28 protein-coding genes, 1 pseudogene and 1 riboswitch are annotated in these 25425 nt (G+C 63.8%); of the genes and pseudogenes, 17 read left to right on the plus strand and 12 right to left on the minus strand.

Going from position 1 to position 25425, the window contains the following annotated elements; translation table 11 throughout:
- Window positions 1–34: 34 nt before the first annotated feature.
- The 5 genes and pseudogenes from ATO3_RS29630 to ATO3_RS00020 form a co-directional block, all read right to left on the minus strand.
- Window positions 35–181, minus strand: a pseudogene (locus tag ATO3_RS29630) (IS110 family transposase); the annotation flags it as partial.
- Between the two features lie 119 nt (window positions 182–300).
- The gene (locus ATO3_RS00005) at window positions 301–1611 is read right to left on the minus strand and encodes a hypothetical protein (protein WP_088647768.1); all 1311 of its coding nucleotides are present in this window, start codon (window positions 1609–1611) and stop codon (window positions 301–303) included.
- Complete coding sequence (locus ATO3_RS00010; protein ID WP_088647769.1) at window positions 1611–2345, minus strand: hypothetical protein; 735 nt, start codon at window positions 2343–2345, stop codon at window positions 1611–1613. The genes ATO3_RS00005 and ATO3_RS00010 overlap by 1 nt, the downstream gene beginning before the upstream one ends.
- Window positions 2342–2923: a hypothetical protein gene (locus tag ATO3_RS00015; RefSeq protein WP_088647770.1), complete on the minus strand. Its 582-nt coding sequence runs from the start codon at window positions 2921–2923 to the stop codon at window positions 2342–2344. Before ATO3_RS00015 ends, ATO3_RS00010 begins: the two co-directional genes overlap by 4 nt.
- 12 nt (window positions 2924–2935) lie before the next feature.
- On the minus strand, window positions 2936–4219 hold the full coding sequence (locus ATO3_RS00020; protein ID WP_158217876.1) for an HNH endonuclease: 1284 nt from the start codon (window positions 4217–4219) through the stop codon (window positions 2936–2938).
- A gap of 624 nt (window positions 4220–4843) precedes the next feature.
- Between ATO3_RS00020 and trbB the strand changes: the two genes are divergently transcribed.
- The 11 genes from trbB (at window position 4844) to ATO3_RS00075 (ending at window position 14499) form a co-directional block, all read left to right on the plus strand.
- On the plus strand, window positions 4844–5794 hold the full coding sequence (trbB, locus tag ATO3_RS00025; protein WP_456298933.1) for a P-type conjugative transfer ATPase TrbB: 951 nt from the start codon (window positions 4844–4846) through the stop codon (window positions 5792–5794).
- Window positions 5791–6123, plus strand: coding sequence for a TrbC/VirB2 family protein (locus ATO3_RS00030; protein WP_088647773.1), 333 nt, complete (start codon window positions 5791–5793; stop codon window positions 6121–6123). The genes trbB and ATO3_RS00030 overlap by 4 nt, the downstream gene beginning before the upstream one ends.
- A 66-nt stretch (window positions 6124–6189) precedes the next feature.
- Entirely contained in the window at window positions 6190–6483 is a 294-nt protein-coding gene (locus ATO3_RS00035) for a VirB3 family type IV secretion system protein (RefSeq protein WP_088647774.1), read from the plus strand.
- Between the two features lie 6 nt (window positions 6484–6489).
- On the plus strand, window positions 6490–9000 hold the full coding sequence (trbE, locus tag ATO3_RS00040; protein WP_088647775.1) for a conjugal transfer protein TrbE: 2511 nt from the start codon (window positions 6490–6492) through the stop codon (window positions 8998–9000).
- The gene (gene trbJ / locus ATO3_RS00045) at window positions 8997–9779 is read left to right on the plus strand and encodes a P-type conjugative transfer protein TrbJ (RefSeq protein ID WP_020042780.1); all 783 of its coding nucleotides are present in this window, start codon (window positions 8997–8999) and stop codon (window positions 9777–9779) included. The genes trbE and trbJ overlap by 4 nt, the downstream gene beginning before the upstream one ends.
- Window positions 9780–9796: 17 nt before the next feature.
- Complete coding sequence (trbK-alt, locus tag ATO3_RS00050) at window positions 9797–10084, plus strand: putative entry exclusion protein TrbK-alt (RefSeq protein WP_088647776.1); 288 nt, start codon at window positions 9797–9799, stop codon at window positions 10082–10084.
- 3 nt (window positions 10085–10087) lie between these two features.
- On the plus strand, window positions 10088–11437 hold the full coding sequence (gene trbL / locus ATO3_RS00055) for a P-type conjugative transfer protein TrbL (protein WP_088647777.1): 1350 nt from the start codon (window positions 10088–10090) through the stop codon (window positions 11435–11437).
- The gene (gene trbF, locus ATO3_RS00060; RefSeq protein WP_088647778.1) at window positions 11434–12123 is read left to right on the plus strand and encodes a conjugal transfer protein TrbF; all 690 of its coding nucleotides are present in this window, start codon (window positions 11434–11436) and stop codon (window positions 12121–12123) included. Before trbL ends, trbF begins: the two co-directional genes overlap by 4 nt.
- Entirely contained in the window at window positions 12120–13148 is a 1029-nt protein-coding gene (trbG, locus tag ATO3_RS00065; protein ID WP_088647779.1) for a P-type conjugative transfer protein TrbG, read from the plus strand. The genes trbF and trbG overlap by 4 nt, the downstream gene beginning before the upstream one ends.
- The gene (locus tag ATO3_RS00070; protein ID WP_088647780.1) at window positions 13145–14266 is read left to right on the plus strand and encodes a TrbI/VirB10 family protein; all 1122 of its coding nucleotides are present in this window, start codon (window positions 13145–13147) and stop codon (window positions 14264–14266) included. Before trbG ends, ATO3_RS00070 begins: the two co-directional genes overlap by 4 nt.
- Before the next feature lie 2 nt (window positions 14267–14268).
- Window positions 14269–14499, plus strand: coding sequence for a DUF2274 domain-containing protein (locus ATO3_RS00075; RefSeq protein WP_020042774.1), 231 nt, complete (start codon window positions 14269–14271; stop codon window positions 14497–14499).
- A gap of 215 nt (window positions 14500–14714) precedes the next feature.
- Here the strand turns inward: ATO3_RS00075 and ATO3_RS00080 are convergent, their stop codons facing one another.
- Window positions 14715–15308: an HAD-IA family hydrolase gene (locus ATO3_RS00080; RefSeq protein ID WP_198963177.1), complete on the minus strand. Its 594-nt coding sequence runs from the start codon at window positions 15306–15308 to the stop codon at window positions 14715–14717.
- A gap of 35 nt (window positions 15309–15343) precedes the next feature.
- The gene (locus ATO3_RS00085; protein WP_088647782.1) at window positions 15344–16237 is read right to left on the minus strand and encodes a LysR family transcriptional regulator; all 894 of its coding nucleotides are present in this window, start codon (window positions 16235–16237) and stop codon (window positions 15344–15346) included.
- A 69-nt stretch (window positions 16238–16306) separates the two neighbouring features.
- On the opposite strand from ATO3_RS00085, the gene ATO3_RS00090 reads away from it, so the two are divergent.
- From ATO3_RS00090 to ATO3_RS00100, 3 genes are read left to right on the plus strand one after another with little or no spacing between them, the layout of a single operon-like run.
- Window positions 16307–17257 (plus strand): DMT family transporter, encoded by a 951-nt coding sequence (locus ATO3_RS00090; RefSeq protein WP_088647783.1) that lies wholly within the window; start codon window positions 16307–16309, stop codon window positions 17255–17257.
- A 2-nt stretch (window positions 17258–17259) separates the two neighbouring features.
- Window positions 17260–17880, plus strand: a complete 621-nt coding sequence (locus ATO3_RS00095; protein ID WP_020042770.1) for a LysE family translocator — start codon at window positions 17260–17262, stop codon at window positions 17878–17880.
- Between the two features lie 51 nt (window positions 17881–17931).
- On the plus strand, window positions 17932–18354 hold the full coding sequence (locus tag ATO3_RS00100) for an ester cyclase (RefSeq protein ID WP_088647784.1): 423 nt from the start codon (window positions 17932–17934) through the stop codon (window positions 18352–18354).
- 121 nt (window positions 18355–18475) lie between these two features.
- Here the strand turns inward: ATO3_RS00100 and ATO3_RS00105 are convergent, their stop codons facing one another.
- Both ATO3_RS00105 and ATO3_RS00110 read right to left on the minus strand, forming a co-directional pair.
- A complete protein-coding gene (locus ATO3_RS00105) occupies window positions 18476–19114 on the minus strand; it encodes an FMN-binding negative transcriptional regulator (RefSeq protein ID WP_088647785.1) in 639 nt (212 codons plus the stop codon).
- A 66-nt stretch (window positions 19115–19180) separates the two neighbouring features.
- Window positions 19181–20074, minus strand: a complete 894-nt coding sequence (locus ATO3_RS00110) for an NAD(P)-dependent oxidoreductase (RefSeq protein WP_088647786.1) — start codon at window positions 20072–20074, stop codon at window positions 19181–19183.
- A 144-nt stretch (window positions 20075–20218) separates the two neighbouring features.
- A riboswitch (TPP riboswitch) is annotated at window positions 20219–20337 on the plus strand.
- 103 nt (window positions 20338–20440) lie between these two features.
- Between ATO3_RS00110 and thiC the strand changes: the two genes are divergently transcribed.
- From thiC to thiE, 3 genes are read left to right on the plus strand one after another with little or no spacing between them, the layout of a single operon-like run.
- The gene (gene thiC, locus ATO3_RS00115; RefSeq protein WP_088647787.1) at window positions 20441–22243 is read left to right on the plus strand and encodes a phosphomethylpyrimidine synthase ThiC; all 1803 of its coding nucleotides are present in this window, start codon (window positions 20441–20443) and stop codon (window positions 22241–22243) included.
- Window positions 22240–23049: a hydroxyethylthiazole kinase gene (gene thiM, locus ATO3_RS00120; RefSeq protein WP_021120406.1), complete on the plus strand. Its 810-nt coding sequence runs from the start codon at window positions 22240–22242 to the stop codon at window positions 23047–23049. Before thiC ends, thiM begins: the two co-directional genes overlap by 4 nt.
- On the plus strand, window positions 23046–23684 hold the full coding sequence (gene thiE, locus ATO3_RS00125) for a thiamine phosphate synthase (protein ID WP_020042765.1): 639 nt from the start codon (window positions 23046–23048) through the stop codon (window positions 23682–23684). Before thiM ends, thiE begins: the two co-directional genes overlap by 4 nt.
- Window positions 23685–23688: 4 nt before the next feature.
- On the opposite strand, the gene ATO3_RS00130 is transcribed toward thiE, so the two are convergent.
- Genes ATO3_RS00130 through ATO3_RS00140 form a run of 3 tightly spaced genes read right to left on the minus strand, consistent with a single transcriptional unit; the run spans window position 23689 to window position 25405 of the window.
- Complete coding sequence (locus tag ATO3_RS00130) at window positions 23689–24147, minus strand: NUDIX domain-containing protein (RefSeq protein ID WP_088647788.1); 459 nt, start codon at window positions 24145–24147, stop codon at window positions 23689–23691.
- Window positions 24144–24962, minus strand: coding sequence for a bifunctional hydroxymethylpyrimidine kinase/phosphomethylpyrimidine kinase (gene thiD / locus ATO3_RS00135; RefSeq protein ID WP_020042763.1), 819 nt, complete (start codon window positions 24960–24962; stop codon window positions 24144–24146). The genes ATO3_RS00130 and thiD overlap by 4 nt, the downstream gene beginning before the upstream one ends.
- Window positions 24959–25405, minus strand: coding sequence for an NUDIX hydrolase (locus tag ATO3_RS00140; protein WP_020042762.1), 447 nt, complete (start codon window positions 25403–25405; stop codon window positions 24959–24961). Before ATO3_RS00140 ends, thiD begins: the two co-directional genes overlap by 4 nt.
- Window positions 25406–25425: the final 20 nt, after the last annotated feature.

Here is a 25425-nt window from a genome sequence, read left to right on the forward strand (position 1 = left end):
AATTCTACTTCCGCATCCCACTAAGATCGGGGGGGATTACCCCGGGCGACAGTCGCTCGAAGAACGCCAGCACCTGCGCCCAACGCAAAGGCCGATTGAAAGCGACCTCTCCGGTCTGGGTAACTCCGTGGACGTGGAAGATGTTCTTGGCCAGGTCGAGGCCGACAGTGGTAACGTGCATGGGGTGGCTCCTCTCAGTTGCAGATTCTGACACCTGCAGTATGGCGCATTGCGACGCCGGGAGCGGGAGCCATCCACCCCATCTGCTTTCCGCCCATACCTCCCCCTTTCAATATCCCCTTATAAGAGCGGCGCACCCTGATCGAGCAGCTCCGACAGAACTTCGACGCGCGGGCGCGGACCTTGCAAGGCCACGTCCACGATCCCGGCGGCGACTCTGCGGGCTAGGCTTCTCGCCAGCACACGCTGTTGGGTCGATATTTTCTGCAGATCGGCCCGACCATGGATGAACTGACTGCGCAGCTCGAACAGGTCCTTGTAGGCCTGCACGCTTGACCGATCGTTGAGGAGCGCGCCGATGCGAGCTGCAACCCGGTTTGTCGCCTTCATGCCCTTGTGCGGGTCCGGCTTCGGTCGCATAAACGCCTTATGATCCATCTCCAGACCAACCGCCGCTTCGATCGCGGTCATGTGGGCCATGACCTCATCGATGCCGTCCGACAGGAAGGCCCGCACTAGAAAGTGCACGATCGGCGTCTCGAATAGGGGGGTCGCGCGGGCGGCCTCAACGACGCGCCAAGCCTGATCGGTCATCAACGCGAGCCCCCGCTTGGCATCGTCGCTCAGTGGAAGCTCAGTCGCCCGCTCAAGCTCGATCTCTTCGCCGTCGTCATCGACAATCCATGGTTCGAGCGTAAGGCTGTCCGCGCTCGGTGGGGTCGCCGGCCGGATGAACAGGTCCTCGTCCACCGTGTGAATCCAGGGCAGCCGGAAGCCGCGCCAGTCGACCTCCTGCATAGTCGACCAGTCCTCCCACGGGGCGAGGATCAAGTAGAAGAGCGCAGCCTCAACTGCCGGTGGAAATTGCCCAAGGTGCGGGTCGATCTCCCCGAAGTCGCGGTTCATCGCCATATACAGCCACGGCGACGCGCGCTTCTCCGGCTGAGGATCGAGGGCAATCTCCTCCTCGATGACCAACCACTGAAATTGCGCAAGCCGCCGAGCGTCGAGCGGCTCGTTGGGCATGGTCCGCTCAATCCGTGGGGCATCGAAAAGAACGGCCAACTCGTCGGCACTGAATTGCGCAACCCGCGACCGCCCAAACGTCATGACCGGGAGATCGTCGGCGAGATCGAGCGGGCATAAGTGACGGCGCACCGACGTCTTGCGGCGGCAAGCCTCATCGAGAGCGTTCGCCGCAACGACAGGATCGAGCGCCAGATGAGTCTTCCCTGCCGGCAGATGGCACGGGAGCCCAAGCGATCGCAGAGCGGTGCTGAGCGCGAACACGGGCTTGTCGATGCCATACTCCGCCGAGCAGAGCTCGCTCAGAGCGTTGAAGCGCGGCGCTCTCAGGAGGTTCTTGGGGCCTGGCCGAGGGATGCGCCAGAGATCCTCGACCACGGCGATCATGGCGGCGTTCGCGCCCATCAGCCGGCCTCGCTGCGCGCCTGTGGAAACCAGCTGCGCTCCGCCCGCTGCTTGACCAGATGGGCTTCGAGGTTCTCGTGCTTCCGCTCGATGCTCTCATTGTAGATATATTCGGCATCCCGCCAGAACGCGGCGATCGCGGTGACGAACTCGCGCAGGGCGGCGACCGGGATCACCATCGAGCCTGCAGGCGGTGGCGCGGGCCCTGCCTGCGGCTCGCCAAAGCCGGGCGGCATGGGCGGCATCACAGGCCAAAGGTCGGGTCGGCGCCGATGCAGTTCTATCGCCGAGTCCCCGTCACCATGGCGGCACGCATTGCCGAGGTGCTGGAGGATATCGATGAGCGGGAAGCTCGGAAACTCGTCCAAATTTATGCCGCGCAACCTTCGGAACCACTTTTGCAAATCTTTCCAGTTGGCCTTGTCGATCTTGTCGGCGATGGGCTCGCCGGGGCGTAGTTCGTTCGCGCAACCGCGCAGATAGCTGCGAATCTGCCGTTCCCAGATCGACTGGATCGACAAGCCGAAGGCCAAGATCGCCTCACTCTTCACCGCTTCCATGTCGGCCTGAGCGAATTGATGACCGGGCGAGTCGCTCGCCCCCAGTTCCGCGATCTTTGCGTCGAGCGTCTCGAGCGCCGGCACCATCACGTCGTCCAGGTAGGAGTGGATGGTCAGGCCGTGCTTGCTCGTCAGGACGTCGGCGAAGCAGTTCTTCCAGCGAAACGTGGTCATGTTGGCGCTCCCAACGAAGCTGCCTCGGCGATGCAATCGCGATAAGCGTAGTTGATCAGGTCGCGGACGAGCTCAAGGAGGCCGCCGGTCGGGAGGCCGTCGAACGGGTCGCCGTAGGCGAGTGTGTTCCGCCGCTCGGCAAGGGTTGGGTGAACGTCGACGGCGAACTGCCCGATCGCTGTCCCACCGCAGCGCTCGACCGTAGGTATGTCCCTGCCGGTCAGCCCATCGGCTGTCACCATATGCTTGAGGCGTGCAGCGAAGCCGCGTTTTCTCTTCAAGAGCTCCCCGCCGTGGCGGTCCATCACGGCCCGTTCGAGCGCAATCAGTGCCGCCAACTCGCCGGCCTTGATCAGGCTGAAGTCGATCCAGCCCAACAAGTAGAGCGTCTGCGCCCGGACGAATTTTCGCTGGATAATCTCTGGGATTCGCCGGTCTATCCCCAGCCCAGCGATGAAGCCCCTCCAGGCGTCCGCGCGGTCGAAATGCAGGAATGCTGCGGCGTTGCCCGTCGCCGGCCAGGCCAGGGTCAGGGGTTCGTCACGGTCCTCCAATGTGATGTGGGAAAACGTGCTCATTACGGAGCCGCGCTATGGGACGAAACAGTGGGCGCGATGATGCGCAAGGTACGCCCCATGGCGTGCGTCGAGTCCGGAGATCATCGCGCCTCGGACGATACCCAATCGGTCGAGATTATCCTTGCTCAGCGTGTTGGAGACGAGCAGCGTTCCGTTGTCCTCGAAGGAAATGAGACCTCGATCGAACAAGGCATCGACATGCACTGCGAGCAAGAGTCCGTTGAAGGGGTCGAGCCGCTCAGTGTTCGTGGAGCTTCGCCACGGCTTGATGTGGGAGGCACGCAAAAGCGGAAGATGATCAACGCCAGCCAGCGGACACGTCCCGCCCCAAGCGACGACGAGGGCGTTCCGAAAGTCGCCTTGACCGATCCTCGCGGCTTGCAAGCGCTCCTTTTCAGTGAGCGGGTCCTCGGGAGGCGCCACCACCCTGACTGGGCCGTCGTCAGTCTCCAGGCGACTTGAGCGCTCCAACAACGCGATCGTAGTAGCCAGATTCCTATCGGAGACGCCGAGAGCAAACCCGTGACGGCCGACGGTCGTGCGATGTGGCGCGATGTATTCCGGGAATTCCCGAAGATGCGCGTTCACGTAGCTCCGAGGTGGCTCGACGGTATCGACGCCTAGAGCCCGAAGGCTATCCGCCACGTCGAGGAAGCCTGGGTGAACGACCAGGGGCCGAATAGCAGTTTCCCGCTTCACGTAAACAATGAAATCGCCACGTCGCATCTGCACTACCTTGCCGGTGCGATTACGCTGTTCGAAACCCAACGTTTCCAGCGCATCGACAAGGTCCGCATCATGAATAGGAAGTCCAGTCTGCCGCACGAGCGTCGATGGCACCACCGGGAGGCTCAGCCCCTCAGCTTTGCGTTTCCAGGTTCGGACATTGGAATCCGGCCAGTCAACGCGGAGCTTCCCAATCTGCTCGGACAGTTCGCTCCGGAGGTGCGTGGAAAAGCGGTCGACGGGCTTTCCTTCACCGGGCCGGTCCCCGCGATACGGACAGGTCCAATCGGCCGCTCCCGTATTCAAATACTTCGCATCGAATAGCCCGACGAAGAGTGTATCGCCCGGATTCGGTGAGACGAACGAGGCCCATATCCTTCGCTTGCGCAAGATAGGGCGGTTCTTCTCTTGGGTGTCTTGGTAGAGGATGAAACCCTCCGGGTTGTCGCGCCAAAGATCTGCGATGCTCGCCGCGGAAGCGCCGCGTTTGGGAGTGTGATGGCGAAGAAGCGCGACCTCCTCTGGAGCAATACCACGTTCCAAAAGCAGATTGTTGAAGGTGGCGCTCATTGATGAAATCCAATCTGGCAGAGTGGCCAAATCGTGCATTGCTGATGACAGACACACATTGAGTACTACGACCTCAGTAGGTCGAAAAACAAGCGAATCTTGAGATTTTGAAGCGTGCGGATCAACCCGCCCAGGCTTTCGAGTTCGACGACGTCCGAGGATGACAGGTGGCTGGTCGCGGCGCGCTCGTAAATTGCCAGGCACTTGCGGCGATGGAGGCCGGAGAAGTAGGGGATGCTGCATTGCCGTCAGGCCGATCTCCGCTCGACACGGAATACTCGCCCACGGTGGTCGCGGCGACCTGCATGAACGTCTGGTTCGCCAGAGTTGTTGCGCTCGCCATGCAGCACTGCCATCAGGCTGCTTCCCGCCCGAATTCACCATGTTCTCATGACGGTTGCCACGATGCCTTCCTCACGGAATGAAACTGGGGATCATTCCGCCGATTTCCTGTCATTACACGCCACGCTACTACGCCCCTAGGAACCCTGTTGAGTCCTATGCAATTACGGCTTTCTTAATCGACCCCGATCCAGGGCGGCCTGTTGGAGGCGCCCGTAAGGGAACGGGGCCGGCATGGCGAAGACCGATCAGAGACCAGAGGTGATCCGCAGAGGCGCGCGGATGCTGCGCACCGCGCTCGGGCCGGCGATCGCCGGGTTTCTGGACGACCCCATGACCGTCGAGGTGATGCTCAACCCCGATGGGCGGCTCTGGGTCGACCGACTTTCCGAGGGGCTGGCCGATAGCGGTAAGACGCTGAGCGCAGCGGACGGCGAGCGTATCGTTCGCCTCGTCGCCCACCATGTTGGCGTTGAAGTTCATGGCCTGTCCCCTCGCGTTTCCGCAGAACTGCCGGAAACCGGCGAGCGCTTCGAGGGGCTCTTGCCGCCCGTGGTCTCAGCCCCGGCTTTCGCCATCCGTAAGCCTGCCGTAGCCGTCTTCACGCTCGACGACTACCTCGCCGCCGGGATCATGACCCCGACGCAGGCCGAGGCGCTGCGCCAAGCAGTTGCGACCCGTGCCAATATCCTGGTGGCGGGGGGCACCTCGACCGGCAAGACCACGCTGACCAATGCGCTGCTCGCCGAAGTGGCCAAGACCTCCGATCGCGTCGTGATCATCGAGGACACCCGGGAACTGCAATGCGCCGCGCCGAACCTCGTGGCGATGCGCACCAAGGACGGTGTTGCCAGCCTGTCCGACCTGGTTCGCTCTTCGCTGCGTCTGCGCCCCGATCGTATTCCGATCGGTGAGGTGCGTGGCGCCGAGGCGCTTGACCTGCTCAAAGCCTGGGGCACCGGACATCCGGGCGGCATCGGCACCATCCATGCCGGTTCCGGGGGCGGTGCGCTGCGTCGTCTCGAACAACTCATCCAGGAAGCCGTCGTTACCGTGCCCCGCGCCATGATCGCGGAGACCATCGACCTCGTGGCGGTCCTGGCCGGGCGAGGGTCCGCGCGTCGTCTGGTCGAACTCGCCTGCGTCGAGGGCCTCGGGCCGGAGGGCGACTACCGGATTTCACCTGTCATTTCTGAACCCGCCATCCCTCACGAACCAGGAGATCCCAAATGATCCGTCACGCCCTGCGCATCCGCCAGCACATCGCCACCGCGGCCGCCGCCACCTATGTCAGCCTGTTCATCGCTCCGGCTGCGCATGCCTCCGGCTCTTCCATGCCCTGGGAAGCGCCTCTGCAATCCATCCTCGACTCCGTTGAAGGGCCGGTGGCCAAGATCGTGGCGGTGATCATCATCGTCGTCACCGGTCTTACGCTGGCCTTCGGCGATACCGGCGGCGGCTTCCGGAGGCTGATCCAGATCGTCTTCGGGATTTCCATTGCCTTTGCGGCCTCGTCCTTCTTCCTGAGCTTCTTCAGCTTTGGTGGCGGAGCGCTGATTTGATGGTGACGACCGTTGGCCCGCAGGGACACGAAAGGCTCCGGGGGAGCGTTTCGAGGGAGGAACGCCATGAGCGGTAGCGAATGGCAAAGCTTCGAGGCCCTCGACGCGGTGCCGGGGTTCAGCGTGCCGGTTCATCGCGCGCTGACCGAGCCGATCCTGCTCGGCGGCGCACCACGCTCGGTCGCCATTCTGAATGGCACGCTCGCAGGTGCGGTCGGCCTCGGGCTTCAGCTCTGGCTGGTCGGGATCCTGATCTGGGCCATCGGCCACATCGCAGCTGTCTGGGCGGCCAGGCGCGATCCGCTCTTCGTCGAGGTCGCGCGCCGCCATCTGCGCGTTCCCGCTCATCTCTCGGTGTGAACCCCCATGATGAATCTTGCTGAATACCGTTGCACCGCCTCGCGCCTCGCCGATTACCTGCCCTGGGTGGCGCTGGTCGGGGAGGGCGTGGTCCTCAACAAGGACGGCTCGTTTCAGAGGACGGCGAAATTTCGGGGTCCCGATCTCGACAGTGCCGTCGCGGCCGAACTGGTCGCAGTCGCCGGGCGGCTGAACAACGCTTTCCGCCGCCTCGGTTCCGGGTGGGCAATCTTCGTGGAAGCGCAGCGCTCCGAGGCCTCGACCTATCCGCTGAGCACCTTCCCGGATGCGGCTTCCGCGCTGGTCGATGCCGAGCGCAAGGCCGATTTCGAAGAGGAGGGGAGCCACTTCGTTTCCGGCTATTTCCTGACCCTCGTGTGGCTTCCGCCTGCCGAGGACGCGGCACGCTCAGAATCCTGGCTCTACGAGGGCCGCGAAACCTCAGGTCTGAACCCTTGGGAACAGGTGCGCAGCTTCATTGATCGAACGGATCGTGTGCTGGCACTGCTCGCCGGTTTCATGCCGGACTGCCACTGGCTCGATGACGCCGCTACGCTGACCTACCTGCATTCGACGATCTCGACCAACCGGCATCGCGTGTGTGTGCCCGAGGTGCCGGTCTATCTCGACGCGCTCTTGCCCGACCAGCCGCTGGCCGGCGGGCTGGAGCCGCGCCTGGGCAATCATCACCTCCGCGTCCTGACGATCACCGGCTTTCCCGGCGTCACGACGCCGGGCCTGCTCGACGAGCTGAACCGGCTGGCCTTTCCCTATCGCTGGTCGACCCGGGCCATCCTCATGGACAAGCTGGATGCAACCAAGCTGCTAACCCGGATACGTCGTCAGTGGTTTGCCAAGCGTAAGTCCATCGCCGCGATCCTCAAGGAGGTGATGACCAACGAACAATCCGCGCTGGTCGATACCGATGCGGCGAACAAGGCCGCTGACGCAGACATGGCCTTGCAGGAACTCGGCGCGGATGTGGCCGGCATGGCCTATGTCACCGCGACGATCACGGTCTGGGACGAGGACGTCCGCCGCGCTGACGAGAAGCTGCGGCTGGTCGAGAAGATCGTCCAGTCCCGCGATTTCACTGTCATGGTCGAGACGGTCAATGCCGTCGATGCCTGGCTCGGCAGCTTGCCCGGACATGCCTATGCCAATGTCCGCCAGCCACCGATCAGCACATTGAATCTCGCCCATATGATCCCGCTCTCGGCGGTCTGGGCGGGGCCGGAACAGGATGAGCATTTCGGCGACGCTCCATTGCTCTACGCCAGGACCGAAGGCTCCACCCCGTTCCGGTTTTCTCTTCATGTCGGGGATGTCGGTCACATCCTCGTCGTCGGCCCGACCGGCGCGGGCAAATCCGTGTTGCTGGCGCTGATGGCGCTTCAGTTCCGGCGGTACTCCCGCAGCCAGGTCTTCGCCTTCGACTTCGGCGGCTCGATCCGCGCCGCTTCGCTCGCCATGGGCGGCGACTGGCATGACCTCGGCGGAGAGCTGACCGACGCGGACGAGAACTCCGTCTCGCTGCAACCGCTGGCCCGCATTCACGAGACGTCGGAGCGCGCCTGGGCGGCTAACTGGATCGTCGCCATCCTGACGCGCGAGAACATCCAGATCACCCCGGATGTGAAGGAACATATCTGGACGGCACTGACCTCGCTGGCCTCGGCCCCTGTGAGCGAGCGGACCATGACCGGCCTCGCGGTCCTGCTGCAGTCCAACGACCTCAAGCAGGCGCTCCGCGCATACTGCGTGGGTGGGCCCTATGGCCGGCTGCTCGATGCCGAAGCCGAACAGCTGGGATCGGCGGATGTGCAGGCCTTCGAGATCGAGGGACTGGTGGGAACCGGCGCGGCGCCCGCCGTCCTCTCATACCTGTTCCACCGGATCGGCGATCGGCTCGACGGGCGACCCACGCTGCTCATCATCGACGAGGGCTGGCTCGCGCTCGATGACGATGCCTTCGCGGAGCAACTCCGCGAGTGGCTGAAGACGCTGAGGAAAAAGAACGCCTCGGTGATCTTCGCGACGCAGAGCCTCAGCGACATTGATGGCAGCGCCATCGCGCCTGCGATCATCGAAAGTTGCCCGACACGGCTCCTGCTGCCGAACGAGCGGGCCATCGAGCCGCAGATTACGGCCATCTATCGCCGCTTCGGCCTAAATGACCGGCAGATCGAGATCCTCGCGCGGGCCACGCCCAAACGCGACTACTACTGCCAGTCGCGGCGCGGCAACCGGCTGTTCGAGCTGGGTCTCAGCGATGTCGGACTCGCACTCTGCGCGGCGTCGTCCAAATCGGATCAGGCGCTGATTGCCGAGATCTGCGCCGGGCAAGGCCGAGACGGGTTTCTCTCCGCCTGGCTGACGGCGCATGGCCTCGATTGGGCCGCCGAGCTGATCCCCGACCTCACCAATCTTGCCATAGACGCTGACGGGGCCTTTCCGGCTACCGCTGTTGTCGAGGACGTCGAACCTGTCCTGAAAGAAGAGGAGATCACATCATGAATCGCAAGATCACGCACCTGTTCGCCGGCCCGTCGCTGCTCGCCCTCGCGCTGGCGATGCCCATGGCCATGTCGCCCATCGCAGCGCCGCCCGCACACGCGCTCTTCGGTATCGGCGGGGGGCCTTTCATCGTCTACGACCCGACCAACCACGCCGAAAATCTCCTGACCGCGGCGCGCACTCTGGAGCAGATCAACAACCAGATCGCACAGCTCCAGAACGAAGCGCAGATGCTGATCAACCAGGCGCGCAATCTCGCCAACCTGCCGTATTCCGCGCTCCAGCAGATCCAGCAGAACGTCAGCCGCACGCAGCAACTCCTGGCCCAGGCGCAGAACATCGCCTTCGACGTGCAGAGCATCGACCAGATGTTCCAGCAGGACTATGGCAACCTTTCCCTGACGGCGACCGACCGGCAGCTGATCGCCGAGGCTCGGTCCCGTTGGGAGAACACGGTCGGTGGCCTACAGGATGCCATGCGCGTGCAGGCCGGTGTCGTCGGCAATATCGATACCAACCGCGCCGAGATGTCCGCGCTCGTGGGGAAGAGCCAGAACGCGGTCGGTGCTCTTCAGGCCACGCAGGCGGGCAACCAGATCCTCGCACTGCAATCGCAGCAGCTCTCGGACCTGATAGCGGTGATCTCGGCCAACGGTCGCGCCAACGCGCTGACCGAGGCCGAGCGCGCCACCGCTGCAGAACAGGGCCGCATCCAGCGCGAGCGCTTCCTGACGCCGGGCGCGGGCTACCAGCCCGGCAACGCGCAAATGTTCAACTGAGGCCGGGAGGGAAGACGATGGAGGGGAAGGTGCTGGCCCGGATCGCGGCCATCGTGTTCGTGGCGATCGCGATCACAGCCACGGTGACCGAAATGACACGCGAGGAAGCTCCCGCGCCGGCCAGCACCGCGCCCGCGCTCCAGCCGTCTGCCGATCCTCTCCGCGCGACGCTGCGCCGGTGCCAGCAGCTTGGCGAGGCCGCTTCCAGCAATGCCGATTGTCTCGCCGCCTGGGCAGAGAACCGTGACCGGTTCCTCGGCCGGACGTCTGCACCCGAAGTACCACAGCGGTCGGGAGACCAATGAGACATGGGTGGAACCGGCGTCATCGACAACTTCCTGGGCATCTTCACCAGCTATATCGACAGCGGGTTCGGGCTGCTTGGTGGGGAGGTGGCTTTCATTGCGACCACGCTGATCGTGATCGACGTGACGCTGGCGGCTCTGTTCTGGGCTTGGGGCGCCGATGACGACATCATCGCCCGGCTGGTGAAGAAGACGCTCTTCGTTGGGGTCTTCGCCTATATCATCTCCAACTGGAACAACCTCGCCCGGATCATCTTCGAGAGCTTCGCGGGCCTTGGTCTGATGGCCTCGGGCACCGGGTTTTCCGCCGCCGATCTTCTGCGCCCCGGCCGCGTGGCCCAGACCGGGCTCGAGGCCGGACGACCGCTGCTCGAGAGCATCTCCGATCTGATGGGCTGGGTCGCGGTCTTCGAGAACCTCGTCCAGATCCTCTGCCTGTTCTTCGCCTGGGTGCTGGTGATCCTCGCCTTCTTCATCCTCGCGGTTCAGCTCTTCGTCACCTTGATAGAGTTCAAACTCACGACCCTCGCGGGCTTCGTGCTGATCCCCTTCGGCCTCTTCGGCAAGACCGCTTTCATGGCCGAGCGCGTGCTGGGCAACGTCATCTCGTCCGGCATCAAGGTTCTCGTCCTCGCCGTGATCATCGGCATCGGATCGACGCTCTTCGGTCAGTTCACCGCAGGCTTCGGAGGCGTGACGCCGACCATCGATGACGCCATGGCGATTGTGCTGGCCGCCCTGTCTCTGCTGGGCCTCGGTATCTTCGGCCCCGGCATCGCCTCGGGTCTGGTGTCCGGCGGACCCCAACTCAGCGCGGGAGCGGCCATAGGTACAGGCCTTGCCGTTGGTGGTGCTGCGATCGGGGCCGGAGGGGCGACCATGCTGGCTGCACGCGGAGCCGGATCAGTGCTCTCCGGTGGCGCCGCTCTGGCACGCGGCGGTGCCACCGCGGCGGGCGCTGCCTCGAGCGCCTACACGCTCGGCTCGATGGGCGGAGGAGGTCTCCCCGGCGGGATGGCTGGTGTAGCGCGCGCCGGGGCCGCTGCCGCGGCATCACCCCTCAAGAAGGCGTCCTCTCGCGCTGCTGGCGGGATTCAGTCCAGCTACGCCGAGGGCGTCAAGGGCGGTGTTGCGGCGACGGGCGGAACCACCTCGATGGGCACGGTCGGCGGCGCGGCGCCCGAGCCTTCTTCCAGCCCGTCCGCCTCCGATGGCCCGCCAGCCTGGGCGAAGCGCATGCGCCATAGCCAGGCCGTGAGCCATGGCGTGCGCGCTGCCGCCCATGCCGTCCGGTCCGGCGACAGCCACGGCTCGGGCTCCTCCGTCAATCTCTCCGAAAGGGATCGCTCATGAACCTCTTCAGGCGCTCCGCCACCCATTATGGCAAGACACCTCAGCCAGAGACGCCCTACCAGAGGGCCGCGCAGGTCTGGGACGAGCGTATCGGCTCCGCCCGCGTTCAGGCCCGCAACTGGCGCTACATGGCCTTCGGCAGCCTGATCCTGGCGGCGGGTTTTGCTGGCGCCCTGGTCTGGCAATCCGCACGCGGCACGGTAGTGCCCTGGGTCGTTCAGGTCGACGCGCTCGGCGAGGCGCAGACCGTCGCCCCGGCCTCCGCCGATTACGAGCCGACCGATCCGCAGATCGCCTTCCATCTCGGTCGCTTCATCGAACAGGTCCGGTCGATCCCCGCCGACCCGATCATCGTGCGGCAGAACTGGCTGCGCGCCTATGAGTTCACCACGGACCGTGGCGCGGCGGCTCTGAACGACTTTGCTCGCGCCAATGACCCGTTCACCCGCGTCGGTCGCCAACAGATCGCTGTCGAGGTGTCCTCCGTCATCCGGGCCTCACCGGGATCGTTCCGCGTCGCCTGGACCGAGCGCCACTACGAGAACGGTCAGCTTTCCACGACCGAGCGCTGGACCGCGATCCTGACCGTCGTGATCCAGACGCCGCGCAGCGCCGAGCGCCTGCGCGCCAATCCCCTCGGAATCTATATCAATGCGATCTCCTGGTCGCGGGAGATGAGCCAATGACTGAACAGCATCTTCATGCAACCAGGTCTCCGGGCGTCAGGACGCCGATGTTGGTGGCCTTGCTGCTATCCGCATCCGTACTGGCGGGATGTGCCAGAAACCCGGTGCCGGAATTCAGCTACGACGAGTCCGTGCCGCCACTGCCCACTCCTCCCGCCTCGGCTGCCGAGGAGCGCCCTCGGCCGTTGTACACGCCGCCGGTCTGGACAGTGGCGCATGGCGGAGCGGCGGCGGGCACACCAACCGGTCGTGTCGAAAACGCCAATGCCGCCGCCCGGGTCGAACCGCGCCGCGAGGGCTATTACAATGCGATCCAGATTTATCCCTGGTCGGAAGGCGCCCTCTATCAGGTCTATGCCGCGCCGGGTCAGATCACCAACATCGCACTTGAGCCGGGCGAGCGTCTGACCGGCGCAGGCCCGATCGCCGCGGGAGATACCACGCGCTGGATCATCGGCGACACGGAGAGCGGGACCGGATCCAACGCCCGCGTCCACATCCTCGTCAAACCGACGCGGGACGACATCTCGACCAATCTGGTGATCAGCACTGACAGGCGGGTGTATACGATCGAGCTGCGTGCCCGCGAGTCGCTCTACATGCCCTCCGTCGCCTGGGCCTATCCGGCAGCGCCCCGTGGTGGGCGACAGGCTGTGGGAACCGCGCCGGCCATTCCGGCGCCCTCTGCCCGCATACATCGCTACGGCTTGCAGATCCAGGGCGAAAGCCCGCCCTGGCGTCCTGTCTCGGTCTTCGACGATGGCCGTCGTGTTTATGTCGTCTTCCCGGCTGGCATCGCCCAGGGCGAAATGCCGCCGCTCTTCGTGCTCGGTGCCGATGGAGAACCGCAGATCGTGAACAGCCGCATTCACCGGAACATGCTGATCGTGGATCGCCTCTTCGGTGCGGCGGAGCTCCGGCTGGGCGCAGGAGACCGCCAGCAGGTGGTCCGGATCGTGCGCATGGAGGAGCGCGAGGCGGATGCGCGAACGGAAGGGGATGCGCGAAGGGGAGGGGCGTCATGAGTGACACCGATACCGCAGCTCCGATGCGTCTGCGCCCCGATCCTCCGCGCGTGACCCGGTTGTCGCGCAAGGTTCTGGCCGGTGTCGGGGCGGTCGCCCTGTTCGGAATTGGGGGTGCGCTGATCTATGCGCTCCAGACCCGTGAGGCAGGGCCGGGAGGTGGAGAACTTTATTCCATCGACAACAGACCGGCAGCGGATGGTCTGGAAGGGCTGCCGTCCGACTATACTGGACCGGTTCTGGGGCCTGCGCTGCCCGGTGACCTCGGGCGGCCGATCCTCGACGCGCAGGAGCGGGGAGTGCCCGTAGGCCCTCCGCCGATTGTGGGCCCGACCGTCGATCCGGAAGCGGAGCGCCGCAGGGCAGAGGAGGAAACCGCGCGTCTGAGCGGTGTCTTCTTCCAGACGGCGTCTGGCAGGGCAACGACGGCCGGGGCCGGCGTGAGTCTTCCGGGCCTGGGTGGCACCGAACAACCCGAAGGGAGCCGGCATACGGCTTTCCTCAACGGTCCGGTGGACCGGCAGACCGTCGCGTCGGATCGCATTCAGCCGCCAGCCTCGCCGTACATCCTTCAGGCGGGAGCGGTGATACCCGCCGCGCTCATCACCGGCATTCGCTCCGACCTCCCAGGGCAGATCACCGCGCAGGTCACCGAGAATGTCTATGACAGCCCGACCGGATCGCTGCTGTTGATCCCGCAGGGAACCCGCATCATCGGCCAATACGATGACGGTGTGACGTTCGGCCAACGCCGCGTTCTGCTGGTCTGGAACCGCCTGATCCTGCCCGGTGGCCGGTCCATCGTTCTCGAACGTCTGCCAGGCGCGGATGCGAGCGGCTATGCCGGCCTCGAAGATGGCGTCGACTATCACTGGTGGGATCTGATGCGCGCGGCGGGTCTGTCCACACTGCTCGCGATCGGCGCGGACCTCGCCACCGATGACGAAGACCGCCTGGTCCAGGCGATCCGCGATGGCGCTGTGGACACGATCAACCAGGCCGGCCAGCAGATCGTCCAGCGTCAGCTGCAGGTCGCGCCGACACTGACCATCCGTCCGGGGTTCCCGGTCAGGATCATCGTCACCCGCGATCTGGTATTCGAGCCCGCAGGAGGTTGATCATGTCGAAACTGAAGCTTGGGCCGTTGCCCGAAGACAAGCCGGTTAAGGTGACAGTGGAATTGCCCGCGTCCGTTCATCGCGATCTTGTCGCTTATGCAGAGGTGTTAGGGCGGGAGACAGGGCAAGCTGTTGCCGATCCTGTCCGGCTGATCGTGCCGATGCTGGAGCGGTTCATGGCGACGGATCGCGGGTTTGCGAAGGCGCGGCGGGAAGACGTCGGTACCACCTGACCGACTCGTCGAGGATTGCTTGAGCAAGGCGGCAAGGACTATATACCTTCTTCTTTTTCGTCCCCTCGACTGGGGAGACGTGAAGTGAGGTTTTGTCGTTCAACGCGCGAGGGAGCGTAGTTCTGTGTGCAGACCTTCTTGACGGTCCCGGTCACGATTTTCTAACGTGAACAGTGCGGGTTTGCGACTGGAACTGAAGTGGGTCATTATGTGCATTAAGCTCTCACATCGTCCAGAATATCGGACAGGTTTTTCCGACTGTCCCAGACACGACCTGACCACTTGGCCGCTATTGCAGCTTTGACATTTTCAAGCGTGTCGTCGATCAGAATATGCTCGTGAGCTGGTTGTTGCGTCTTAGTCATTGCCGCGGTGAAGAAAGCCGGATCGGGTTTTGCGACCCCTATATCCGCAGAATAGACGATACCGTCCACGTAGTCGGCCAGCTTCAGGGTGCTCATGATGTAATTTGCACGCTGGTGTTCCTGATTTGTTGCAAGAACAATCTTCAACCCTCGGTCTCTCAACGCCACGCAATCTGCTAGGACGCTTTCATCCAGACGTGCGTCATTCTTGAACCAGTACTGCATAAACTGCTCTGTTGTGATCCCATCGCCCAGCCTTGGAAGGCATTGATCAAGTACGTCGCGTATATCGAGTTGACCGGTTACGACCTGTTTCCAGAAGGGTTTGAAGAAATGTTGCTGCAAGCCGGTGGGGTCCACACCCAGATCCTCTCGCAGAGATGTGGCCCATGAGGCGCCATCCCTAGGGCGGCCGTTGATCAGGACGCCATCGACATCAAGCATTATGCAGCTAGGCATTCTCAGAGTCCCTTTGAGTGTCAGGCCAGTTCCGCTTTCAGCCATGAGATGAGGCAATCCACGGCGGCGTAATTCGAGCGCCGGGTGCCTCTGAAGACGGAAATCTCGTTTGGTCTGTCAATTTTCTGATCGCCGGCGGGGCGCAATCTGCCGTCCTCTATCATCTCTCCGACCGTTCTTTTCCATCCCAAGGCAACCCCCTGGCCAGTGACCGCCGCTTGTAGCACGAGGGGATAGCTGTCGAATGAAACCATCCGCAAGCGGGACGGACGGGGAAGGCCCGTGGCGGCGAACCATTCGGGCCAGTCAAACCAGTCCTGCGGCGTGACACGATGCGACAGGAGAGGGAAGTTGCCCAAAGTGTCCGGCGCACCCGGAGCGGTGCTATTCGCGAGCAGGGAGGGCGCGCAGACCGGATAGATGCTGTCCGCCGCGGTGAAGAGCAGCCGGGCCGAGCCCGAGGCGCGTCCGGTGGTCTGCAGGGCGATGTCGAAGGGTTCGGTGGCCTCCGTAAGCGGGGCAAGCGCACTGACCAGTTGAAGCTGAACCTCGGGATGGCTGGCATGGAATACCGAAAGACGCGGCATCAGCCAGTAGAAGGCCTCGCAGAGCTGGCAGCGCAGCACGACGGTGTCGGGGTCGCGGCTGCCGCGAAGGGCGGCGACCTCGGCCCGGATCGCTGCCAGAGCGTCGCCAGCGACCTGCCCCAATCGGCGACCTTCCTCGGTCAGGAACACCGCGCGGTTCCTGCGTTCAAACAGGCGCAGGCCCAGCTCTGCCTCGAGCTGGCCGATCTGGCGGCTGACGGCGGTTTGCGTCAACCCAAGCTCTTCGGCGGCACGGGTGAAACTTTCAAGCCGGGCCGCGGCCTCGAAGGGGCGCAGCCGGGCAAGTTGGATGTCGTCTATTTGCATTACCAAGACTCATGTATTTTATACCTTTTATCATTTTTAATAGGGTGTTGTGAATGATTGCATGCGCCCATGACATCATTCAGATCCATTTGGCAGAGGGGGCCGGGCCTTGGTTCGGGCATCGCCGCGATCACGGCGGGCGTCTTGCTGCTTTCGCTGTCCGACGCGCTGGTGAAACTCAACAACGAGGGTCTGTCACTCGGGCAGGTTCTGACAGTCCGATCCGGCATTGCTGTGCTGTGCCTCGGGGCGGTCTTGCGGCTCACCACACGTATGAACATCGGCCTGGCCCGTGTCACGGGCTGGGTGTGGTTGCGCAGTTTGTGCCTCGCCCTGATGTGGGGCTGCTATTATGCCGGGCTGCCGGAGTTGTCGTTCTCCATCGCGGCTGCCTGTTATTATACCTCGCCGATGTGGATGGCTTCCCTGTCTTCAACGCTGCTCGGAACTCGCATCGGGGGACGCGGGTGTGTTGCGATCCTTCTGGGTCTTGCGGGCGTGATAACAATCCTGCGTCCGGGCCTGGATGAGGTGTCGCCGATGATCGCACTGCCATTGCTTGCCGGGTTCTTCTACGCACTCGCGGCCGTGATCACGCAGGGACGGTGCCGTGCCGTGCCGGCGATGTCGATGGCAATGAACCTCAACCTTGTTCTGTTTCTGGGTGGCCTGGGGCTGATCGCCGGCCTGTGGTGGAGCGGACAGGGGAACGACGCGGGCTTCTTGCTGTCGGTCTGGCCTTCGCTGAAGGTGGCGGATTTGGGGTTGCTGGCCGGGTTGGGCGTGCTGCTCGCTGTCATCACCGCCTTGGTCGCCTATGCGTATCAGAGGGCGTCCGCACCGATCATCGGCTTGTTCGATAATGGGTATCTTGTCTTCGCCCTGTTCTGGAGCATCTTGATCTTTGGTGATCGACCGGGCTTCATTGATCTTCTGGGCATAGTGCTGATTGCGAGCGGGGCGCTCCTTGCCACCATGGCGTCGGCCAATCGCGGACCGGACCTGAGCGAAGGGAATTGATCATGTCGCTGGACACCTGGATTGCCTACACCATTGCCTGCGTTGTCCTGACGGTGATCCCCGGACCGAGCGTCCTGCTCGTGATCGCGCAGTCGCTGACGCGGGGCAGGGTGGCTGCGGCGATGTGCATTCTCGGCGATGTCGTGGGGAGCATCGTGCTTGTCGGGCTGTCCTTCGCCGGGGTCGGGGCGATCCTCGCCGCCTCCGCGATCCTCTTCCAGATCGTGAAATGGGCCGGGGTGCTTTACCTGGCGTGGCTGGGCATCGGCCAGATCATGCAGGCGCGGCGCGATGCACCGGAGAGGGTCACCCATGAAGGTGGGGCTTCTTCCTGGAGCAGCTTTTGGGCCGGAACCGTGACCGCCGTGCTGAACCCCAAGGCGATCGTTTTCTACATGGCATTCCTTGCCCAGTTCATCGACCCGCAAGGCGATTTGCCCGTGCAGCTTGCGGTGCTGACGGTGACCTCCAGCCTTGTTGTCGTGGTGCTGTTGGCCGGGTATGCGCTGATCGCGGAGCGGGCGGGGCGGCTCTTTGATAGTCATCGCGCGCGTCGCCGCATGGGCTATGCCGGCGGCGGGTTCATGATCGGCGGAAGCGCGGTCATGGCGGTGACGCGTTAGAGCTTATCGGGAAGGTTGAACGTTGGATCATATTTGTCTTGGTCTGCAGAGATGACAGCGACATCGACCAAACTGGTCGAGAGTTTCTACAACGACGTGTGGAACAAGCGCGACTTCCGAGTGGCGCATGAGATAATTTCAACTGATTTCAGGTTTCGAGGTTCGCTTGGACCTGAAAAGCGTGGTATCGACGGCTTTCTTGAATACGTTGAAGCCGTCCACAAAGCACTTGGAAACTATACTTGCATAATCGAGGACTTAGTTTGCAGTGATGACAGGGCGGCTGCCCGTATGATTTTTCGAGGAACACATCAGTCTGAATTTTTCGGAGTTAGTTGTACCGGCAAAGACATTGAATGGGAGGGCGCCGCTTTCTTTGGAATATCGCACGGCAAGCTCTCCAAGCTTTGGGTGCTTGGCGACCTGGACGCTGTAAAGCAGCAATTGGGTGCGCCAACAGTCGGCCGGTTCTGACGTTCTTTGTCCGCTTTGTCACGCGCTTTGCCAAGTCGCAGTCGTCACAGCGAAGTCATCCAAGCAGGACTGCCCCGGTGGCAGCATCTCGAACGCGGTTGCCTGCTCGCCAATTGACGTTTCAGGTGTCCTCGTCCGTTTTCCGGGACCGTTCCGCCATCAGGTTTGCCATGGTGGGCTTCCCGGTAGCCCTGAGCCCGGCAACCGCGCCAAGATAGTCTCGCTCTTCGCGGTTCTGGCTGATCTTCGATTTTGCGAGTGTCCGGCTTGCCGTTATTCGGAACGCCACGATGCTTTCCAGCATCCCCTGCATGTAGTCTTGTGGCGCATCTGCCATAAGCCAAGCATTCTCGCCGTTCAGCTTTCGCTCGTGCGTGCGCGTCAGAAGACCTACGGCTGCACGTTTGGCCTGTTCGTCGTGCTGGAACGAAATGGTCCCGTAGATATGTACCGCCTGATAGTTCCAGGTCGGAACGTGGCGGTGGTGGTCAGCCTTGCTTGGAAAGAAGTTCGGTGAGATGTAGGCGTCTGGACCACGGAATATGGCCAGAACCTCTTGCTCCTCGGCGATCAGCCGGTGCATGGCATTTGCCTGTGCGACATGGCCGACCAGTGATCCGTCCGGGGCCCGGAGCAACGGGATGTGGTTTGCCAACAATCCTTCTCCCGTCTGCGCCACGATACAGGCCAGTGGCGCTGTATCGAGTATCTCACGGATCGCCGCAGGATCGGTCTCTTCAAAATGCGATGGTGTGTACATTCCCGGCCCCTGTTGCGGTTGAAGTATCGTGCCGCGCGGACGCAATGATGCCCCAACGCTTTTGTATCAAGAAGCGCACCGGCCGGTGCGCGCTTCGATAGCCTGGACCACTGCGATCATGTCATCCTCATCGCGGCCCATGGCTTCGGTTTCCGCATAGAGCGCTTCACAGACGTTCATCAGCGGGGAGGCAGTGTCGGCGGCTCTCGCAGCTTCTAAGACTAGACGGCTGTTTTTCAGCACGTCAGAGATGCCGGCCTGGCGACTGAAATCACGGTTGCGCAGCTTGTCGATCTTCACGCGGGAGACATCGCTGGCCATCGGCCCGGCGTTGAGGATGTCGGCGAAGCTGTCCATGTCGAGCCCGTGGCGCGCCGCGAAATGCGCAGCTTCGGCAAGGCCGGTGACCATGGTGATCAGGAAGGTATTTACCGCGAGTTTCATTTGCAGGGCGCCGGGCACGGTGCCGCAGTCGAAAAGCTGTTTGCAGATCGGCGAGAGCAGGGGGCGCAGGCGTTCGATCTCCTCGGGAGGTCCGGCCAGCATGCCGATGAGTTGGCCTGCCACCGCCGGCTTTCGAGAACCAGAGACCGGCGCCTCGACAAAGCGTCCGTTGGCGGCGGCGATATCCTGTGACAAGCCTTGGGAGTATTTCGCGGAGGTCGTGCCCATTGACACGATGCAATGCCCGGCGACGCGGCGCATGAAGGCCTCGGTGCCGCGGCCCAGCACGGCATCTGTCGCCCCTTCGTTTTCCAGCATAAGAAGCATGGTGTTGCACTGCTCGAAGACCTCGCCCACATCGGCGGCGACCACGGCCCCGGCCTCTCTCAAGGGCGCGGTACGCTCCGGCGTCCGGTTCCAGACCATCAGGGGGCGTCCGGCGTGGCGCAGGTTTAAGGCCATAGGTTGGCCCATGGTTCCCAGCCCGATGAAACCGATCTGTTCTCCTGTTTGCATGACTGTCTCCCGTGTCTGCGGGACGCAGGCTAGCTGACCTAAACAATTTAGAATAACGAATTGATCAAAAGTCTGCGTTCTATAAAGCGGGTAAGTTTTCCTGGCGTCGATATTGACATTGGTGCGATTGCCACGCAGCTTGTCGCCACTCACCCGGGGGGTCTCGACAAGAGGCTGAGATACTGCTGGCACCAGTGCAGCGCAGTGACCCGATGAACCTGATCCAGTTCACACTGGCGTAGGGATGGTGCACTGGCCGCGCGGGCCCCGATCACGTGACGCACGTGGGGGCGAAAACCACACCGGCAATCCCATTCGAACGCGGAACTGGGTCTCCAACGCATATAGCCATGGAGGCTCCGACCGATGAAAGACCAGACCCCAACCGTCACAACGGGCCCGCTACCCGCCTCCCGCCGCGTCTGGCGCGCGGGCGAGCGCCACCCCGATATCCGCGTGCCGATGCGCGAGATCGACCTGCACCCAACGGCGGGCGAGCCGCCTGTCACCGTCTACGACAGCTCCGGCCCCTACACGGACCCGGATGCGGAGATCGTCATCGACCGTGGCCTGCCGCGCCTGCGCGAGGCTTGGATAACGGCGCGCGGAGATACCGAGGCCTACAAGGGGCGGGACATCTCCCCTGCCGACAACGGCTTTGCCGAAGGCGCGCGGCTGGTGCCCGAATTCCCCGTGGGCCATGCGCCGCGCCGCGCCACCAAGGGCCGCACCGTGACCCAGATGGCCTATGCCCGCGCCGGGATCGTGACGCCGGAGATGAAATTCGTGGCGATCCGCGAGAACCTCGGCCGCAAGGCGCAGGCCAAAGCGCTGGCGCGGGACGGCGAAGGCTTTGGCGCGGCGATCCCGGATTTCATCACACCGGAATTCGTGCGCGACGAGATCGCCCAAGGCCGCGCGATCATCCCCGCCAACATCAACCACCCCGAGGCCGAGCCGATGGCCATCGGGCGCAATTTCCTCGTCAAGATCAATGCCAATATCGGCAATTCGGCGGTGACTTCTTCGATGGCCGAGGAAGTCGAAAAGATGGTCTGGGCCACGAGGTGGGGGGCGGATACCGTCATGGACCTGTCGACGGGCCGCAACATCCACAACATTCGCGACTGGATCATCCGCAACAGCCCGGTGCCCATCGGCACCGTGCCCCTCTATCAAGCGCTGGAGAAGGTGAACGGCATCGCCGAAGATCTGACATGGGAGGTCTACCGCGACACGCTGATCGAACAGGCCGAGCAGGGGGTGGATTACTTCACCATCCACGCAGGGGTGCGGCTGCACATGATCCCGATGACGGTGGACCGGGTCACGGGGATCGTGTCGCGCGGCGGGTCAATCATGGCCAAGTGGTGCCTGCACCATCACCGCGAGAGCTTCCTTTACGAGCATTTCGACGAGATCTGCGACATCGCGCGCGTCTATGACGTGTCGTTCTCTCTGGGCGACGGACTGCGGCCGGGCTCCATTGCCGATGCCAATGACGAGGCGCAGTTTGCCGAGCTGGAGACGCTGGGCGAGCTGACGCAGGTCGCCTGGGCGAAGGATTGTCAGGTCATGATCGAGGGGCCGGGCCATGTGCCCATGCACAAGATCAAGGCCAATATGGACAAGCAGCTTGCCACCTGCGGCGAGGCGCCGTTCTACACGCTCGGGCCGCTCACGACCGATATCGCGCCGGGCTATGACCATATCACCAGCGGCATCGGCGCGGCGATGATCGGCTGGTTCGGCTGCGCGATGCTTTGCTACGTCACGCCCAAGGAGCATCTGGGCCTGCCCGACCGCGACGATGTCAAGACCGGCGTCATCACCTACAAGATCGCCGCCCATGCCGCCGATCTGGCCAAGGGGCATCCGGCGGCGCAGGCCCGCGACGATGCGCTGTCGCGCGCAAGGTTCGAGTTCCGGTGGGAAGATCAGTTCAACCTATCGCTCGACCCTGAAACGGCGCGGTCGATGCATGACGAGACCCTGCCCAAGGAAGCCCACAAGGTCGCGCATTTCTGTTCGATGTGCGGGCCGAAATTCTGCTCGATGCGGATCAGCCACGATATCCGCGCCGAGGCCCAGAAAGAGGGGATGGAGAAGATGGCCGAGAAGTTCCGCGACGGCGGAGACCTTTATATCCCGCTGGAGGACGTGAAATGAGCCAGTCACCTCAGGAATTGCTGACCGCCCTGCGCGCCGCGCCGCCGCTGGTGCAATGCATCACCAACTATGTCGCCATGAACATCGCCGCCAATGTGCTGCTGGCCGCCGGGGCGTCCCCCGCGATGGTCTCGGATGCCGAGGAAGCCGGAGAATTCGCCCGCATCGCCGGTGCGCTGACGGTGAATATCGGCACGCTGTCCTCGCCCTTCCTGTCGGGGATGCGCGCGGCGATCGAGGGGGCTCAGGCCGCCGGGAAGCCGTGGGTTCTGGACCCCGTCGCCTGTCAGGCCACGGCGCTGCGGCGCCGGACGGCGGCGGATCTGGTGGCGCTGAAACCGACGATCATCCGGGGCAACGCGTCCGAGATCCTGTCGCTGGCGGGCGAGGCCAGTCAGGGGCAGGGCGTCGACGGGCGCGACAGCGTGAGCCTCGCGGAAGACGCGGCGCGCTGGCTTGCCGTGCAGACCGGCGGCGTGGTCGCGGTGACGGGCGAGAGCGATTTCGTCACCGACGGCACGCGCGCAGCACGGATCGCGGGCGGCTCGCCCTTCATGCCGATGAACACCGCCTTGGGCTGTTCCCTGACCGGGTTGTGCGGCGCTTACGCGGCGGTTGCGGATGATCCGTTCGATGCCACTCTTGCGGCGCTTGCGCATTTCGCCGTTGCGGGGCGTCGCGCGCATGAGGGGGCGCAGGGGCCGGGCAGTTTTGCGCCGCGTTTCCTCGACGCGCTGCATGCCGTGACCCCCGAAGCGCTGGGGGCCGAGGCTGAAATCCGCGCGCTGGAAAGCGTCGGGGCATGAAGCCGTCTTTCGACCTGTCGCTGTATCTCGTGCTCGATCCCGGCCTTTGCGCCGGGATCGGGATGGTCGAAACTGCGCGCCGGGCGGTCGCGGGCGGCGCGACGATGGTCCAGCTGCGCGACAAGACGGGCGGCACGGCGGCGATGATCGAAACCGGCCGTGCCCTGAAACGCGCGCTTGCGGGAAGCGGGGCGCGTCTGATCGTCAACGACGATGTCGAGGCCGCGGTCGCGATCGGCGCGGATGGCCTGCATATCGGGCAGGGCGACATGCCCGTGGCCGAGGCCCGCGCACGGATCGGAGAGGCGATGCTTCTGGGCCTGTCGGTGGAAAGCCCCGCGCTGGCTGCGGCGGTCGATCCGCATCTGGTCGATTACATCGGCGCCGGGCCGGTCTTTGCCACGCCCACCAAACAGGACCACAAGCGCCCGGTTGGCTTTGACGGATTGGCGGCGCAGGTCGCGGCCAGCCCGGTCCCGGCGGTCGCCATCGGCGGGCTGAAACGCCAACACATCGCACAGGCCTTCGCCGCCGGTGCGCAGGGCATCGCGGTGGTGTCTGCGATTTGCGGCCAGCCCGATCCAGAAAAAGCGGCGCGGCGATTGCGGTGCGCAACCGATGGGGCGAGGAACTGAGGCCTCAGAAGATAGAGGTCTTCAGGGGTAGCCGCACGATGCTCTCAAAGCCGCGCGACCAGTCGTGCCAGAATCTCCCGCGCAGGACGGCAGGAAAGACATGGGCTTCGGGCAAGTCGTCCTCGGCGAACCATCCCGCGTCGCTGATGATTTCCCGTGGGTCCGGGTTCCGGGACAGCGCCATGCTGCCGGACACCAATCGCGCGGTGAACCAGAATTTCACCATCCTGCCTGAGCTATCAATCAACTCGTCCATATAGGCGAGCTGTTGCGTCTCGATCCGCAGGCCGGTTTCCTCGAAGGTTTCGCGCCGGGCGGTTTCTTCAAGCTCTTCCCCGCCCTCAACGCCGCCGCCGGGCGGTGCCCAGAAGTCGTATTCGCCCTGACGGAAATGGCGTAGCAGCAGGAGCCTGCCCTGGTTGACGACAAGCGCTCCGGCCGAAATGCGGTGCGGCAAGGTCATTCTGGCGCTTCGGCCTCAGCGGGCCAGAGTGCGTGGAAATGGTGCACCGGCCCGTGGCCTTGGCCCACGTCCAGCGCGTCGCTTTGGGCAAGCGCGGCATGCAGATAGGCCTTGGCGCGCGCCACGGCCTCGGGCATGTCGTGATTTGGCAAAAGCGCCGCGATGGCCGAGGAGAGGGTGCAGCCGGTGCCGTGATCGTTGGTCGTGGCGAGGCGCGGAGCGGAAAAGGTCTGCGTCGCTTCAGGACCGGCCAGCAGGTCGGTGCTGTCCGCGCCCGCCAGATGCCCGCCCTTGAGCAGCACGTAATCGGAGCCGAGTGCCAGGAGGTCGGGCAGGGCGGTCTGCATCGTCTCGGCGGTCCAGTCGTCTTCTCGGGCCAGCAGCACGGCGGCCTCTGGCAGGTTCGGGGTGATGACGCGGGCCAGCGGCACCAGCGCCTCGCGCACGGCCGAAACCGCTTCGGGGTCGAGCAGCGCATGGCCGCTTTTCGCGACCATCACCGGGTCGAGCACGATGTTGCGGATGCCGTGATGACGCAGCCGGTCGGCCACGGCGCGGGCGATGCCCGCGTTGGCGATCATGCCGATCTTCACCGCGTCAATGCGCACATCCTCCAGCACCGCGTCGATCTGGTCGGCGACGAAACTGGGGTCGAGCGCCTGGAAAGACCGGACGCCGCAGGTGTTCTGCGCCACCACCGCGGTGATGGCGGAACAGGCATAGGCTCCAAGCGCGGACATGGCCTTGATGTCGGCCTGGATGCCCGCGCCGCCCGAAGGGTCGGTGCCCGCGATGGTCAGGACATTGGCGATCATGCCAGCACCTCCGCCATCAAGGCGGCCTCGTGCGCGACCTCGGCCACATCGAGGCTCAGCGCGAGGCTGGTGTCATTCAGCGCGCCTAGTTCGAACCATCGCGCCTCGAGCGCGTCATCTCCAGCGACCGGTTCTCCGGCGGTCCATCGGAACAGCACAGCGATCAGGATGAAATGATGGCGCACGTTACCGGTGGTGTCGTGGTCAAAGGCGTCAACTGACGTGAATACGCGGAGCGGCTCGGCGGAAACGCCGGTTTCCTCCGCCAGTTCTCTTGTTGCGGCTTCGAACAGTGTTTCGCCGTGCTTGATCTTTCCGCCCGGAAATCCCCATCGTCCCGCGTCGGGCGGATTCGCGCGGCGAACGAGAAGGACCTGGTTGTCGCGTATGACGGCGGCGATGGTCGCCGAAATCGGGCGGGGGGCTGTTGATGGTGATAGCAAGGAGGCCTCGTTATGCTGAG

Origin of the sequence: Marinibacterium profundimaris (assembly GCF_002210095.1) — a bacterium.
GTDB lineage: Bacteria > Pseudomonadota > Alphaproteobacteria > Rhodobacterales > Rhodobacteraceae > Marinibacterium > Marinibacterium profundimaris.

Excerpts from the sequence above, each read along its gene's own strand:
- thiD (WP_020042763.1), bottom strand. The coding sequence starts at position 24,962 with ATGATCGCCAATGTCCTGACCATCGCGGGCACCGACCCTTCGGGCGGC.
- ATO3_RS00020 (WP_158217876.1), bottom strand. The coding sequence starts at position 4,219 with ATGAGCGCCACCTTCAACAATCTGCTTTTGGAACGTGGTATTGCTCCA.
- ATO3_RS00130 (WP_088647788.1), bottom strand. The coding sequence starts at position 24,147 with ATGACCTTGCCGCACCGCATTTCGGCCGGAGCGCTTGTCGTCAACCAG.
- ATO3_RS00010 (WP_088647769.1), bottom strand. The coding sequence starts at position 2,345 with ATGACCACGTTTCGCTGGAAGAACTGCTTCGCCGACGTCCTGACGAGC.
- ATO3_RS00105 (WP_088647785.1), bottom strand. The coding sequence starts at position 19,114 with ATGTACACACCATCGCATTTTGAAGAGACCGATCCTGCGGCGATCCGT.
- ATO3_RS00085 (WP_088647782.1), bottom strand. The coding sequence starts at position 16,237 with ATGCAAATAGACGACATCCAACTTGCCCGGCTGCGCCCCTTCGAGGCC.
- trbG (WP_088647779.1), top strand. The coding sequence starts at position 12,120 with ATGACTGAACAGCATCTTCATGCAACCAGGTCTCCGGGCGTCAGGACG.
- ATO3_RS00080 (WP_198963177.1), bottom strand. The coding sequence starts at position 15,308 with ATGCTTGATGTCGATGGCGTCCTGATCAACGGCCGCCCTAGGGATGGC.
- trbF (WP_088647778.1), top strand. The coding sequence starts at position 11,434 with ATGAACCTCTTCAGGCGCTCCGCCACCCATTATGGCAAGACACCTCAG.
- trbJ (WP_020042780.1), top strand. The coding sequence starts at position 8,997 with ATGAATCGCAAGATCACGCACCTGTTCGCCGGCCCGTCGCTGCTCGCC.
- ATO3_RS00110 (WP_088647786.1), bottom strand. The coding sequence starts at position 20,074 with ATGCAAACAGGAGAACAGATCGGTTTCATCGGGCTGGGAACCATGGGC.
- thiM (WP_021120406.1), top strand. The coding sequence starts at position 22,240 with ATGAGCCAGTCACCTCAGGAATTGCTGACCGCCCTGCGCGCCGCGCCG.
- trbE (WP_088647775.1), top strand. The coding sequence starts at position 6,490 with ATGATGAATCTTGCTGAATACCGTTGCACCGCCTCGCGCCTCGCCGAT.
- trbL (WP_088647777.1), top strand. The coding sequence starts at position 10,088 with ATGGGTGGAACCGGCGTCATCGACAACTTCCTGGGCATCTTCACCAGC.
- ATO3_RS00070 (WP_088647780.1), top strand. The coding sequence starts at position 13,145 with ATGAGTGACACCGATACCGCAGCTCCGATGCGTCTGCGCCCCGATCCT.
- ATO3_RS00035 (WP_088647774.1), top strand. The coding sequence starts at position 6,190 with ATGAGCGGTAGCGAATGGCAAAGCTTCGAGGCCCTCGACGCGGTGCCG.
- thiC (WP_088647787.1), top strand. The coding sequence starts at position 20,441 with ATGAAAGACCAGACCCCAACCGTCACAACGGGCCCGCTACCCGCCTCC.
- ATO3_RS00075 (WP_020042774.1), top strand. The coding sequence starts at position 14,269 with ATGTCGAAACTGAAGCTTGGGCCGTTGCCCGAAGACAAGCCGGTTAAG.
- ATO3_RS00005 (WP_088647768.1), bottom strand. The coding sequence starts at position 1,611 with ATGGGCGCGAACGCCGCCATGATCGCCGTGGTCGAGGATCTCTGGCGC.
- ATO3_RS00015 (WP_088647770.1), bottom strand. The coding sequence starts at position 2,923 with ATGAGCACGTTTTCCCACATCACATTGGAGGACCGTGACGAACCCCTG.
- ATO3_RS00030 (WP_088647773.1), top strand. The coding sequence starts at position 5,791 with ATGATCCGTCACGCCCTGCGCATCCGCCAGCACATCGCCACCGCGGCC.
- ATO3_RS00100 (WP_088647784.1), top strand. The coding sequence starts at position 17,932 with ATGACAGCGACATCGACCAAACTGGTCGAGAGTTTCTACAACGACGTG.
- ATO3_RS00090 (WP_088647783.1), top strand. The coding sequence starts at position 16,307 with ATGACATCATTCAGATCCATTTGGCAGAGGGGGCCGGGCCTTGGTTCG.
- ATO3_RS00095 (WP_020042770.1), top strand. The coding sequence starts at position 17,260 with ATGTCGCTGGACACCTGGATTGCCTACACCATTGCCTGCGTTGTCCTG.
- thiE (WP_020042765.1), top strand. The coding sequence starts at position 23,046 with ATGAAGCCGTCTTTCGACCTGTCGCTGTATCTCGTGCTCGATCCCGGC.
- trbB (WP_456298933.1), top strand. The coding sequence starts at position 4,844 with ATGCTGCGCACCGCGCTCGGGCCGGCGATCGCCGGGTTTCTGGACGAC.
- trbK-alt (WP_088647776.1), top strand. The coding sequence starts at position 9,797 with ATGGAGGGGAAGGTGCTGGCCCGGATCGCGGCCATCGTGTTCGTGGCG.